The following is a 13,635-nucleotide window of genomic DNA, read 5'->3' on the forward strand; positions in this document are numbered from 1 at the left end:
TCACTCGCCTCTAGTTGCCGGGGACGATGACGAGGGCGACCTGACCGGCCGAGGCGGCGTCGGCGACGGACGCCGCCTGACCGCTGTCCACGATGAGGGTGACAGGCAGATTGGTGCTGCTGATCGTGCTGTCCTTCTGGCCCTGGACGTAACTGACCTTCGCCCGGTCGACGATGAGGGCGTCGTCCGCGCTCGACGAGCTCGAACCCGAGGAACTCGACGAACTCGACGAACCGCGGCTGCCACTGGATCCGCTGCTGCCGACGCGGTACACGGCCACCGTGTCACCGGACTTGATGCCCGCGGGGTACTGGCCCTCCTTGAGCGAGACGCCCACGGAGGCCTTGCCGGCCGGAAGGGTGGAGCCCTTGGTGAACATGTCGCCGATGACGACGGTCCCCTCGTAGATCGGGGACTTGGCCTTGAACGACCTGAGCCCTTCGCGCTGCTTCCACAGGACGTAGTTGATGGAGGGGTCGTCCGCGACCAGCACGGAGGTCACGTGATCGCCCACGGACTCACCGGCCTGGATGTCACTCGTCACCTTCACGACCTCGATGCGGTCCCCGGCGCGGAGCACCAGCATGGTGGCGCCCAGCGCGCCGACGAGGATGAGGAGCACCGCGAGAGCGGCCAGCGCGGGTTTGCGCTCGCGAGGCGGCGTGGGAAGACGCTCACCCATCGCCGGGTGAGCCGACGTGGCGGAACGGTTGTTGCCCGCCCCCGTACGCTCTTGGATCTTCACGCAACCGCTCCCCGTACACCCAAGAAAATGTCTGTCAATTCACGCGCCAAATAGGACACTTCACCCCCGCGCTCCTTTACGGGACGTACCGCGCGACCTGGCCGAATAGCCAGCGCTGGAGCGAGTGTCAAGCCATGGCACCGTATCAGCCGCACATAAGCCCCTCAAGGCGCGCCAAGGCCCCTGAAGCGCACGCGACTCGACGTTATCGACGCGCAACGGAAGGCACTCGGTTCCCTGTTGAGCCCGGCGATCTCCCGGGCCGCCGAACTGTGCGGCAGCGAATCTCCCGCCGGCCCGCCCCCGACCACTCGTCACGGACTGTGCACGATGCCTGCACGAGTGGTTCACGGGCGAGACAGGAAGGGGTGTGCTTTCAGCCACACGGGGGACGGGCCGTGGCCGGCTACGGCGTCCCGGGCGGCTTCGAGGAACCGCGCCCATACGCTCCGTGCACCGGACGGCCGGCGAGCGCCTCGTCCACCTCGTGCTCGAACTGCTCGAACGTGGACAGGGCGAACCAACCGCACGGCTCCGTCCGATCGGCGATGATGCCGTCGTTCTCGTCCACATAGCCCTCGGTGCTGGCGTCGTAGAAACAGTGCTGCTTCAGAAGCTGTGAGCTGCCCGGTTCCTCGTGCGCGACGGTCCGGAAGTAGCCCTTCTGCCAGACCCAGTTCATCGTGAAGAACGGGGGCATCAACAGATGGTCCGGGGTCAGCGAGCCGAGGTCGGGCTGCGGATCGCCGGACGCGATGTCGTAGACGTAGGCGAGGATGCCGCCGGGGAACCTGCCCTGCGGCCCGCTCTCACCGATCTTGACGATCCTGCCGAATCGGTAGCTGGAGTCGTCCAGCTGGAGGACGAAGACGTCTCCCACCTCATGCCGACGACGCTGACCCTTCATCTTCTTCAACGGCATTGAAGACTCTCCTTTTCCTTGAACCCCGCGGATCTATGCGAGGAATATCCTGCCATAGCGCAAGGCCGTTCCGTATATGGAACGCTTGGGGGATATCGAGTTGATCTGCGGGATGGACACACCGTTCTTGATCCTGCTGAACCCGGAAGTCCGCACATCCTCAATAAGGCCCTGTTCAATCGCACGGGCCTGCCATTTCTTCAGACCGGTCGCTCCTCGCACCTCCTGCAGGCGCACGATTCCGTAGTTCTTCGCGATGTGCTGACGTTCTCGCCTGGTCATCTTGTTCGTGATCCCTGCATAAATCTTGTTTCCCTGCGCGTCCAGTCCGTGATAGACCGAATATCCCCCCTGATTGTTTCGCGCCTTCCAAAGTCTGAGGGCGATCACCTTGGCGCAGGGGGCCAGCCCCAGAGCGTCGAGCCAGGACAGAGGATTGCGCACGTACCCGTGCTGATTGTCCTCGGGCAGGAGTCCCAGCGGGTCCGGGGAGGTGTACTGGGCCGTCAGCGGATCGTAGTAGCGGTAGAAGTTGTAGTGCCAGCCGCTCTCGGCGTCGTGGTACTGGCCGGGAAACCGCAACGGGCAGTCCGTCTCGCCCGCATGCGTGCCCACATCCTGGCCCCACAAGGTGGTTCTGCTCCGCCACGATATTTCCCCCTCTTCGGAAATCAACTCCGCAGGGGTGCCGATGGCGTCGGTCACGATCGCATGGAAGCGCCGATCGTAATCATCCTGTTCCGGACCGGCGTCGGCCTGGAAAACAGGTTTATGCGTTCCCGGTTCGTATTCCCAGGTACGCACTCCGCCGGACGGCAGAACCTCTTCCGTCAGAACTTCCCCATCCCAGACGAAAGAGAAATGTTCACCGCTCGTCCCGTCGCCGCATTCCTTCGATATGCGTCGACCCAGCGCGTCGTACCTGTAGCGCCAGTGGACTCCGTCGGGTGTGAACAGATCGGTGAGTCTGTTCTCCGGGCTCCACCGGTAGTTCCACACCTTGCGGATTCCGGAGAGTGTTCTCTTGATGCGGCGGACGACACGGCCCTGCCTGTCGTGCTCGTACGTCGATCCGCCCGCCCGGCGAACCAGCGTCCCGCTGGTCTCCCGTTCATCGACGAAACGGCCGTCCGGGCCCGACGCTTCCATTTCCGACACATTGCCGACCGCGTCGTAGGCGTAGCGCTCCTGCCGCTGTGGGCCCACCACGGACGTCACCCGGCCGACGGCGTCCAGCTGGAACCGGCGCGTTCCGGTGCCGAGTTCGTCGATGGCCGAGACATGGCCGCCTGATGTATAGGAGTAGCGACGCCGCTCGAGGGTCGCGACACCCGCCGGACCCTCGCCGTGGATCTCCTGGTCCTCCGGGAGATCCGCTCGATTCCAGGATCTGGAGAGGACGGCCTGGGGCCCGAGTTGTCGGCGCACTTCTCGACCGCCGGCGTCGTACTCGAACCCGATGGCGTACCCCTGAGCCACGAGGCCGGTGGGGCGGTCCTCCGCGTCGTAGGTCCAGCGAGAGACCAGACCGGACGGCGTGACGCGCTCGGTCCGGCGGCCCAACGGGTCATAGGCGGACGTGACGGTGCGTCCGTTGACGGATTCCCGGACGATACGTCCCATGACATCACGCTGGAGCTCCACGTCGGCGTGGGCGTTCCGGGCTCGGACCAGCCGGCCCGTGGGGTCGTGCTGGAAGACGGAGACGCTGCCGTCGGAGGAGCGGTGCTCGACGGCGTTTCCCAACGCGTCGTAGACGTAGTCGAGGGTCTCGCCACTCTCGTTGGCCCGGCGGGTGACTTGACCGGCCTGGTCGTAGCGGTAGGTCTGTCCGGCGCCGTTGAAATCACGTTCGGCGACCAGTCGGCCGGCTTCGTCGAACTCATAGGTCCACGACCGCCCTTGCGGGTTGGTCACCCGCCGCAGCCGCTGCTCCGTGTCGTAGTCGAATCGGTAGACGGTTCCGTCGGGGTTCACCCGCGTCACCGGCAGATCGAACGAACCGATCTCGTGGCGCGTGATACCACCGGAGGAATCCTGATGGGCGATTTCGTTGCCCTCGGCGTCGTACTCCCAGGATTCGCGTGACCCGTCCGGGCCCTCCTCGAAAGCCGGTTGTCCCTCCGTCGTCCAGCCGATGCGGGTGATGTGTCCCGCGTGATCCTGGAGTTCCACGACTCGTCCGAACGAGTCCCGCCTACAACTCGTTCTCCCGCCCAGCGAGTCCGTGAGCTCCAGAGGAAGTCCGGCCGCGTCGGTGGTGAGCGTGCGGGTGTGGCCGAGAGGATCCGTGTGCGTGGCGAGTCTGCCCCCCGGTTCATAGGTGTAGCGGGTCACCGAGCCCGACGGATCCACAGCCTCGACGAGATTCCCGTTGGCGTCGTAGCTCTGCCGCCACCTCGCTCCGTCCGGTTCCACCACGAGTACGGGGAGGCTCAGCTCCCCGTACTCGGTCGTGGTGACCGAGCCGTCCGGACGCCGGATTCCGGTGAGCAGACCGACCGTGCTGTAGTCGAACTCGGTGACGCGGCCCAGCGGATCGGTGAGCCGGAGGAGGTTGCCGTACCGATCCCATTCCCGATGCGTCTCATGGCCCAGCGGGTCCGTCTCGACCACGGGCCGGTAGGACTCGTTGAACCGATACCGGGTTGCGTGTCCCTGCGAGTCCAGGGCCGTCGCCGTGCCGGTGGCGTCGTCGTACACGTAGGTGTAGTCGAGCATTCCACCCGTACCCCGTGAGGCGACGCACCGATCCATGCTGTCGTACGTGTACCGGTACCAGGTGCCGATGCGATCGTCCCAGCCGGTGATGCGACGCCGGTCGTCGTACGTGAACTTGAGGGGGACGCCGGACGAGTTGCAGACCTCGGCGAGGTTCCCCCGGCCGTCGTAGGCGTAGCGCCTGAGCGTCGGCTGTTCGGGGTCACTGACCAGACGCAGCTCCGTGATGCGCCCGGCCTCGGAGGTCACACCGACGCGATAGCCACCGTGATGGGCCACCTCGACCGGCACTCCCGCGGCGTCGTACGTGATCTCGACGCGATTGCCGTTTCGGTCGCCGATGCCGACGAGCGGCAGTTCCGCGGACGCTCCGCCGGGCGACGCGGCGAATTCGAGGGTCTGGCCCGTCTCAGGCCGGTGGACGGCGATGCGTCCACCGCGGTTTCCGTCCCATGCCATCGGCCATCGCGGCCCCTCGACCGGAAGAACGGGCACATCCTGCTCGGGGACCGGGTAATAGAGAACCATTCCGTCGTCATTGACAAATCGGACTCCCGTGGCGTCGAGCAACAGGCGCTGGTCCAAGGTCGAGGACCAACTCGGCCCGAAGAAGCGGCCGGCTCGGTGGCCGGTGCGGTGGTGCCGTTCGAGGACAAGAGGCAGCACGCCGGGCAGCGTCACATCGGTTTCCGACATCACCATCTGGCCCGTGGCCATGTCGATGGGATCGCCGCAGGTGAAGAGGTTCTTCATCGGACGGCCCAGGTTCTTCACCCGCGGGCCCAGTCCCTTGAGCCCCATGGCCATACCCTTGAGGCCTACCTTGCCGAGGCCCTTCATCCCCTTGGCGAGCCCGCCGAGGGTGGTCAGGCCCTTCATGCCGGGTATGCAGTCCAACGCCGCGAAGGCCACATCCCATAGGGACGCCTGGCCTTTGGAATATTTGTAGAGCGTGTCGGCGAGGACGACCAGCGCGGCGATCAGCACGATCGCGCCGAGGATCGGCCCTCCAATGATCATCGCGATGATGCCCAGAACCGCGACGACGACCTTGCAGACCGTGACGATGGTGTCCCAGTTGTCGGAGAACCAGTCCCCGACCTCCTCCCACCACTTCCGATTGCGAATACCCGCATCCGAAGCCTCATCGATCTTCGACTTCGCGTCCCGCGCCGCCTCCTCCCGCATCCTGCGGGCATCAGCCGCCATCTTCTTCGCCGCGTCCAACGCACTGTTCGCGCTCGTCACATCCGACTGAGCCGAGTCCTGCGCCGACTTCGCATGCTGCGCGTCCCGCGTCGCGGCCCGCACCTTCGCCTCGTCCGGCTTCTCCGCATCCTTGCTGCCGGTCGGATCGTCCTTGTACTTGTCCGCTTCCCTGTTGGCCTTCGTCACCCACGAATCGGCCGACGACAGACGGGACTTGGCGGAGGTCAGATCGGCCTGCGCCTCCCGCCCCTTGGCGAGCGCCTTGTCCGCCAACGCCTGGGCGCGCTCCAGCTTCGGCCAGTAGTCGGCGAGCGCGTCCCCCGCCATCTCGTACGACTTCTTCAGCTTCTTCAGCTGCTTCGGCACACCCGAGAACTCGTCCTGGAACGCCTTCGCCGACTTCCCCGCCCACCGCAGAACAGCGTCCTCGCCGGCCATCCCCTTGATCAGACGCAGCGCATCCGACACGTCATCGGCGAAATCATGCAGATTCTTGGACAGATGCCGCACCCGGTCCGGGTCGCCCGGCGTCGGATCCTTGTCCAGATCCAGGACATGCCAGTCCCCCGGCCGATTCCCCGCCATGCCGCAACCCCCGTGACAGCAACACCAATGGCAACACCAACAACAACGATCGTACGCACAAGCGAAGTTACTGGGTGGGCGTGAGGCGAGGAAGGGGGACCACCGACGCCGGCGCCGCAGGGGGTCTAGTGGTCGGCGCCTGGTGATCGGCGCCTACTGATCGGCAAAACGGAACGTCGAGGTGATGGCGTCGAAGATGTCGAAGAAGGAGTCGGCAAGGTCGAGGACCTGGCTGCTGCCGGCGACCAGGGCGACCTTGCCCTCCTGGCCGGGCACGGGGATGAACGTCTGCATGAGCACCGCGCGGATCGTGCGCTGAAGGCTGTCGTCGGGTACGACGATGTCCTCGATGCCGTACGTCCGCGCGGCGGGACCGACGCCGGGTATCTCGACGGTGGTCACCTTGCGCCAGGCGTCCCCCTCCTTCTTGGCCTCACGCACGGCGAGTTGGCCCGCGATCGTCTGCGGGTCGGTGGAAAGGGGCTCGCCGGACTGCGAGCGGCCGCCGACGATCGAGACGGTGACCGAGCCGGTGATCGGGGTGTCACCGCCGAAGGACTCCGCCATGCATCCGCAGTACAGCGCACCGGACTTCCAGGCGTCCGCCGAGGCCTTGCGCAGGAAGGCGGTGTAGGTGTCGCGGTACTGAGCCAACTCCGGTCGCTGCCCGATCCGTTCGCTCACCATCCGCCGGATCGAGTCGTCCCGCGACTCCGGCCGCACGTCGAACTCCCACCACGACTCGGGCACCTTGATGCGAAATCCGCCGCGCTCGACGGTGAGCGTCTCCATGTAGCGGGCCATGGTGTGTCCCCCGGGTTCGTCGTTCGTCCTGCTGTTCGCCCTGCCGTTCGGCCTGTTCGACCTGTTCGACTCGGGTCAGCCTACGAGGTGGGGCGGTGCGGCCTCTGGTCCACCCGGGAGCCCGGGCCGTCCCGGCCGTGCGCGGACTGCTGCCGCACGGCACATGGCGTGCGGCGCGCGGGCTGCCGTCCGGCCTTGAACGTGCCTGCCGGACTTGTGAAGGTGCGGAACGCAAAGTCGGGGCGAGGCGTGGAGGTGGGCCCGGACGCGGGTGGGCGGATGTGGCCATGGACACGATCAGACGCCAGCAAGCCTCCATTTCGCACCGACTCCACCCCGTATGACCCCATCCACAAGGGGGGTTCAGCCTGGCGAAACCAACAGGCCCACAGATACCGTCATTGCCCTTGACTGACTTCGCTCAACCGATGTCTCACGGGGAGTCCACTGTGAAGCGCCGCTCTTTGCCCGTTGCTGCCGCGTTCGCCACGACAACAGCCCTGCTGCTGACGGCCTGCGGCGGCGGGGGTGACAGTCCAAAGGACAACGACAAGATCGCGGGGGCGGATCAGAACGAGACGGGTTCCGCATCGCCGAGCGCGAGCGCTTCGGACGACATCGACCGACCGGACATCACGCTGCCGAGCGACGTCATCGACGACTTCCGGAACTGGAGGACGGGCGACACGACCAAGGACGCCGTCCTCGCCGACGCCGGTCGCGCTCAGACCGCCACCAACTACGCCATCGTCAAGGGGAACCCGGACGAGCCGGCTCTTGCCTACTACCGGCAGGGCGATGCGCTCGTCAGCGGGGCTCAGTGGGTCAAATCGTTCGTCGACGCCGGCATCACCTACACCGGCACTGTGCGGTACTTCGATCCCAAGGTCACGCTCTACGGCAGCGCTTCAGCCGGCGTCACGTTCTGTACCGACGAGAGCAAGGCGTTCAACAAGAACCGCAAGACCAAGAAGGTCGACAGAACGCCTGCGGACAACGATGCGTATGTCTACTACAACACGCACTTGAAGAAGGCCAAGGACGGCGTCTGGCAGACCACGGAACTCGTCTCCGACCGGGGGAACTCCAAGTGCACACCGTGAGGAACCTCGGCAGAGGACTGATCACCGGCACCCTTGTCACTGCCTGCGTGTTCGTCTCCGGCCCGGCTTTCGCGACGCGCGGTCCAGGGGGTTCGGACGGCGACGTGAAGACGTCGACCAAACGGTCCGGGCACACCCTCGAATCACGCATCACCTACACCGGCGGCACCGGCGGGCACGGGGGGACATCATCCGGCAACGTCACGCCGGTGGGAAACTGGACGCCGCCTGCCTGTTGGTACGAGCCCATCTCGGCGGGGGACTTCGAGAAGCAGGTCGAAGGCGACTACGACGAAGTCGTCAATGACCCCGAACAGCCCAACTACGCGAAGTCGGCCACGGGCCAGTTCCGGGACATCTACAAAGACGGCAAGTACAAGGACTACAACCTCGACAAGGCCGACGAGGGCAACTGGTGGGTATCCGTACAGAATCCGAATCGGCTGGACGATCCCGATGCCTTCACCTGCAGCGAGCTGCCCTTCTGGGTCGAGAACGGCGAAACACCTCCGGTGCGGAACGCTGTCACCCCGCAGGTCCTGGCGGAGCTGGCGTACAACAGGATCACGCTCCCCGACACCGAGATCACCCTCGCCCCCGAGGACATCACCAAGGTCAACCTGCCGACCTGGGCCTGGCTCGACAAGGCGACGTTCAAGAAGGTGTCCGTGACCGCGGCGCTCGATGTCGCCGGGCTCAACATCTCGGCGACGACCACCGCGAAGCCCGTCTCCCTCAGGCTGGAGCCGGGCACGAGCGACGCCGAGACCTATCCGGCCTCGGGAGAATGCCGGCTGAACGACGACGACTCGATCGGTGCGCCGTACGCCAAGGGCAAGGCAGGCGAGACACCGCCGTGCGGGATCAAGTACCTGCGCTCGTCGGGCGACGGAACGTACAAGCTCCGGGCGACCATCACCTGGGAGATCGACTGGACCGGCACCAGTGGAACCGGCGGCGACCTACCCGACGGCACCTTCGGAACGACCCAGGACATCACCGTCCAGGAGATCCAGTCCGTCAACCGATGACCGCCGCCGGACCCGCGAGACCCGGATCACCGACCACCCAGGGAGCCAGAGAACCGCATGAGTGACCTTCGCCTCGAAGACACCATATTCGAGGACCTGAAGAAGACCTTTTCCGACATCAGCGACCGCATGGAAACGACTCGCCGCACCCTTCGTGGAACTGACGCCTCGGCCGTCGGTGAAAGCAAACTCGTCGAGGACGTACAGGACTTCGCAGATGACTGGGGCTACGGCATCAAGCAGCTCGGCAAGCACACCCATGGCGCGGTCAAGATGATCAACAAGATTGGCGACTCCTTCAGCAAACTCGACCTGGACCTCGCCGAATCACTCAAAGCTGCGAAGCAGAAGGGCAAGTGACGTGGCGGGAAAGCGTCCCCCCTTCCCCCACATAGGCTGGGATCCCACGCCAGGAGATGTGGAGGACACCCGAGACCTCGCCAAGAAACTCGGCGGTCTGGCAACCGAGTTGGGCACTGCCCTGCGCGAGCTGGAGCGGATCGAATGCGGGGCGTGGAAAGGCAAGACGGCCCTAGCTTTCACCGAGTACATCGGCAAGGACGTCACCCCGCTCATCCGCAAGAGTCACGACTCCTTCGACAAGGCGTCGCGTGCCCTGCATCGGTGGTCCGGAGAACTCAAGGAGTTCCAGGAGGAGGCGGACCGGCTCGAGAAGGCCGCAGGCGAGAAGCTCGAAGCCAGGGAGAAGGCCGAACAGAAGGCCGAGGGCAAGGGCAGCGACGAACTCGGCAAGGCCTCCGGCGCGGTGGACGAGGTCACCAACAAGGTCCACGACCTCGAAGACCGCTACCAGCGGGCCGCAGGAAAGATCAGCAAAGAGCTGGACAAGGCCGGTGACATCGCCCCGGACGAGCCCGGGTTCTGGGACAAACTCACCACGGGCGTTGCGGACGCCTGGGACGCCACCGGTCAGTGGATCAAGGACCACGCCGACATGATCAAACTGATCGGCGACCTGCTGAGCGACCTGACCGCGGTGCTCGGACTGCTGGCTATCGTCACGCTTCCGTTTCCACCGCTGGCCGCGATCTTCGGAACAGCCGCGCTCATCGGAAGCGGGCTCGCGCTGGCGGCACACGGACTGGCCAAGGCGGCCGGCGCGGATGTCGGCTGGATGCAGATCGGAATGGACGCCGTCGGCCTGATGCCGGGAATCGGCATGTTCAGCAAGGGCATCAAGGTGGCTGGAGAGACCGCCGATGTCGCCAGGGTTGCCGCGGCCGGGAAAGCCGCCGCGCTCGGCAAGGGGTTCCAGGCCACCGACATCGGCAGCTCACGCATCCTGATGGCCTTCGGCAAGTCCTCGCAAGGCCTCACCGGCGGGCTTGGCAAGGCCGGCCTGGTGAAGATCGGCGGCATGTCCGACCACGTCTACGAGGTCTCACATGCGACGAGTGGCTTGATGTCCCGCATGGGAGGCCTCGCCAGCGCCGGTTACCACGAGGGTCAGTGGGCGGGCTCCAAGGGTCTGAACATGATCCCGGGAGTGAGGATCAACCCGATGGGGGCCGGAATCGCCATCGATGCGGGCCTCAAGATCTTCCCCAAGATCGTGCCCATCCACCAGCACATCGGAGAGGCGCTCTTCCCCGGCGACCAGTTCGAGAAGTCCGCTGCGGGCGGTTGAACGTCGACACCGAACGGCGGAGCGGACACCATGGCACAGATCGCGGGAATCGTCGTGCAAGGAAGATGCGTGCGGATATGAATGTCTGGCAACCTGAATCGGGGGAGACCCTCCTCGCCCGCGCTCCGGTCACGTTCGCCACGGGCGCGGCCATGCGCGTCAGAGGTATGCGGTGGTTCCGCGACTTCGAACGCCATGACATTCAGAGCGAATTGCCGGGCTGGCCCGAGGGCCGGGTGTACACAGCCCGCTCGACGGGCGGCTCGGCCGCGCTGAACACCGTCAAGGGCGCAGCCATCGCTGTGGGGGTCGCCGTCATGGGTGCCCTCAGCTTCGCGGGAGGGAATGTCAGCGGCAGCACCTCCCCCGACTCCGGCTCCGACACCCCGGACGACCGGGATGACGAGGTGCTGGATTTCCCTGTGATGTGGGCCGCACCTGGCACGATCGCCCGTACATTGCCCTGGCAACTCGACCCCGGGCGCTCCGACGAGAAGCACTACCGCACACACGCGATCGTCACCGATCGCCGGCTCGTCATCGTTGGCTTCCCCTTCCACAAGAGCGACCTGAAAGCCATCGAGGACGAGGTCCTCTGGGAGATTCCACGGTCGACCGTCAGCCGGGTCGAGCGGAAGGAGTTCAAGGACGGGAACGACTTCAAGGTCGCCTTCACCGACGGCTCTTGGTGCAGGTTGAGCAGCATCAGGCGGCAGCGCCTGACGCGTTACCTTGTGTCACATTTCGACCTGATCCAGCAGGATTCCCTTACTCAGGCGCAGCAAGCAGCAGTCAAGGCCTACTCCGTGAGGGTTCAGGCTCCTGCCGACGTCTCCCCCATCATCAGCCGCCCTCCGGGTGGCCGCTATCGGGTCGAGTTCCTGCTGCCGAGTCGGCTCGATGCCTACTTCGGCGCGTCGGAAACCAACATGCTCATGGATTCCGACGGACGAGAGATCCAAGCTGCGGACTATCGCCCGGAAGACCTGTAATGCCCACTCTCCTGAGCCTGACCGGAACGGCCTGGACCTGAATGAAAACCTCCGCCCATTCTGCAAGCGGGGTCCCCCTCACCCCAGCCCACGAAGAACCCCCGCCTATCTGGTTTCTCGTACCCGAGGGCTTCTTCGCCCTCCCCCTGGCCGCCACATCCGAGGAACGCGCAGAACGCGCCCAGTCCTTCGTACGAGAGCTCTACTCGCGCGGCGACGAGGAGCTCTGGGAGCCCGCTGCCCCGTACTACGCCGGGATAGCCGAGCTCATGGCAGGCACGGGAATCTCCTACTCGGCGATGGGGCTGTTCTCCACAGCTGCAGAGCAGGAGGACGGGACCGCGGCTGGGCACGAGCTCGCCGAGGGTGCCGCCCAATGCGCCTTCACCGTAGCGGCCGTCCCGACCGACCAGACGGCGCAGAACACCGACGTTGTCGCACAGGGAATCCACTCCATCCTCTCCAGCGATCCGTACAACGATGCCCGTTGGCTCGATCTGCCGTGTGGCCCCGCGGTGTCCTGCGTGACGCTACGACAGTACGAAATCAACCCGGAGTTGACGGCGGACGGGCAGAAGTCGGAACTCCTCACCGGGCAGATCCAGGTCCATGTCCCCTTCCCCACCGGCCCGTTCACCGCGGTGTTCACTCTCTTCACCGCGTCCATGGACTACTGGGCCGAACTCTGCGACCTGCTGGTCGCCATTCTCAACACGGTGTCCTTCAACGATCCTGTCACCGATGCCGGAGGTGGGGCGTCATGAGCACGGCCACTACCGGCCCCCAGCCGGGACGGACGCCGGACATACGAGGGAACAGCACCGCCCGCGCCCGTCGAAACCGCCTCGGATTCACTCCGGATGCCGCGGCCTGGTGCGTGATCGGCAGAATCCCCGAGCCGCCTGAGGACGTCCGGCAGGCGGCCGGTGCTCTGCGGACCCGGCCGGCGTTCATGCGGCCGCCTGCCATGGCCGGGGTCGTCCTCGCCGCTCCCTTCATGCTCATCGGCCTGCTCCTCGGGCTCCTCGCGACCGGCGTCGAAGCCCTCCAGGAACTGCTGTCGACGAAGGAGGAGCGTGACGCGGCCCGGTCCGAACGCCGGGCGGCCGAGCTCTGCGACCGGGCCATCACCGAACACGGACTCGACAAGACCTTCGACGGCGACTGGAACGGCGCCGCCGGGCAGCTCCTGCTGCGCTGGTACGGCCACTCCTCCCACCACCAGCGGCTCGTCGCCCTGACCGAGGGCCGCATTGTGCTGGCCGCGCCGCCGAAGCGCGTGTCCATCCGCCGGGAGAGCCTCGTACAGGTCGTCACGGAGATCCCCTCCGAGGACGCGGTCCTCGAGGACCCCCTCCGCGGTGAACACGCCAGCGACAGACTGCGCGTCCGCTTCACGGACGGCTCCTGGCTGACCCTGATCACGGAGGAGCGGCGGAGCGAACTCCATATGTATGCGCTGCGGCGTTCACGGACGGGCGGTGCCGACGCGGCCACCGGGTGACCTCTGAGCGGAACGACTCCATGACCACCCCCACCAGCACCGTCCCACCCGTGCCTTCCGACGACGGGTCCGACATCCCGCCGCTCTGGTTCCGGCGGCCCCCTACTACGCCGCGATCGCCGAATACATGGCGGACGAAGGCGTTTCGTACTCCGCCGTGGGGCTTTTCTCCACCGAGGGGAGCGGCTTCGCCCAGTGCGCCTTCACCGTGGCCGCCGTGAAGACCGATCAGTTGACGGCCAGCCTCGACCGAGTACTGGGGTGAGTTCTGCGACATGATCGCGGCAATCCTCCAGACGGTCTCGTTCGCCGAGCCGGAGACCGACTGACACCGGAGGCCCTGCTCCGGGAACGGGCGTCGCCACGGGCAC

General features: G+C 65.9%; 12 protein-coding genes. 8 read left to right on the forward strand and 4 right to left on the reverse strand.

The genetic code is table 11. From position 1 onward, the window contains the following. Positions 1 to 10: 10 nt before the first annotated feature. The 4 genes from OOK38_RS10615 to OOK38_RS10630 all read right to left on the reverse strand — a co-directional run bounded on the left by OOK38_RS10615 (position 11) and on the right by OOK38_RS10630 (position 6,986). A complete protein-coding gene (locus OOK38_RS10615) occupies positions 11 to 745 on the reverse strand; it encodes a hypothetical protein (protein WP_266761497.1) in 735 nt (244 codons plus the stop codon). 406 nt (positions 746 to 1,151) lie between these two features. Next, positions 1,152 to 1,667, reverse strand: a complete 516-nt coding sequence (locus OOK38_RS10620) for an immunity 26/phosphotriesterase HocA family protein (protein WP_266761495.1) — start codon at positions 1,665 to 1,667, stop codon at positions 1,152 to 1,154. A 33-nt stretch (positions 1,668 to 1,700) separates the two neighbouring features. Next, positions 1,701 to 6,182, reverse strand: coding sequence for a DUF6531 domain-containing protein (locus tag OOK38_RS10625; RefSeq protein ID WP_266848370.1), 4,482 nt, complete (start codon positions 6,180 to 6,182; stop codon positions 1,701 to 1,703). 153 nt (positions 6,183 to 6,335) lie between these two features. Then, entirely contained in the window at positions 6,336 to 6,986 is a 651-nt protein-coding gene (locus tag OOK38_RS10630) for a hypothetical protein (protein WP_266761492.1), read from the reverse strand. A 449-nt stretch (positions 6,987 to 7,435) separates the two neighbouring features. On the opposite strand from OOK38_RS10630, the gene OOK38_RS10635 reads away from it, so the two are divergent. The 8 genes from OOK38_RS10635 (at position 7,436) to OOK38_RS10670 (ending at position 13,529) form a co-directional block, all read left to right on the forward strand. After that, positions 7,436 to 8,089, forward strand: a complete 654-nt coding sequence (locus OOK38_RS10635) for a hypothetical protein (RefSeq protein WP_266761490.1) — start codon at positions 7,436 to 7,438, stop codon at positions 8,087 to 8,089. Next, the gene (locus OOK38_RS10640; protein ID WP_266761489.1) at positions 8,077 to 9,120 is read left to right on the forward strand and encodes a hypothetical protein; all 1,044 of its coding nucleotides are present in this window, start codon (positions 8,077 to 8,079) and stop codon (positions 9,118 to 9,120) included. Before OOK38_RS10635 ends, OOK38_RS10640 begins: the two co-directional genes overlap by 13 nt. 57 nt (positions 9,121 to 9,177) lie before the next feature. Beyond that, on the forward strand, positions 9,178 to 9,480 hold the full coding sequence (locus OOK38_RS10645; protein WP_266761488.1) for a hypothetical protein: 303 nt from the start codon (positions 9,178 to 9,180) through the stop codon (positions 9,478 to 9,480). Position 9,481: 1 nt separating this feature from the next. Further along, positions 9,482 to 10,768, forward strand: coding sequence for an enoyl-CoA hydratase/isomerase family protein (locus OOK38_RS10650; protein WP_266761486.1), 1,287 nt, complete (start codon positions 9,482 to 9,484; stop codon positions 10,766 to 10,768). A gap of 77 nt (positions 10,769 to 10,845) precedes the next feature. Then, positions 10,846 to 11,760: a hypothetical protein gene (locus OOK38_RS10655; RefSeq protein ID WP_266761485.1), complete on the forward strand. Its 915-nt coding sequence runs from the start codon at positions 10,846 to 10,848 to the stop codon at positions 11,758 to 11,760. A gap of 41 nt (positions 11,761 to 11,801) precedes the next feature. After that, the gene (locus OOK38_RS10660; protein WP_266761484.1) at positions 11,802 to 12,524 is read left to right on the forward strand and encodes a hypothetical protein; all 723 of its coding nucleotides are present in this window, start codon (positions 11,802 to 11,804) and stop codon (positions 12,522 to 12,524) included. Beyond that, on the forward strand, positions 12,521 to 13,264 hold the full coding sequence (locus OOK38_RS10665) for a hypothetical protein (protein ID WP_266761482.1): 744 nt from the start codon (positions 12,521 to 12,523) through the stop codon (positions 13,262 to 13,264). The genes OOK38_RS10660 and OOK38_RS10665 overlap by 4 nt, the downstream gene beginning before the upstream one ends. 127 nt (positions 13,265 to 13,391) lie before the next feature. Then, positions 13,392 to 13,529 carry a hypothetical protein gene (locus OOK38_RS10670; protein ID WP_266761481.1) on the forward strand — a complete coding sequence of 46 codons (138 nt, stop codon included), beginning with the start codon at positions 13,392 to 13,394 and terminating at the stop codon, positions 13,527 to 13,529. The last annotated feature ends 106 nt before the right edge of the window (positions 13,530 to 13,635 follow it).

Origin of the sequence: Streptomyces sp. NBC_00568, assembly GCF_026341855.1 — a bacterium.
In the GTDB taxonomy this organism is placed as follows: domain Bacteria; phylum Actinomycetota; class Actinomycetes; order Streptomycetales; family Streptomycetaceae; genus Streptomyces.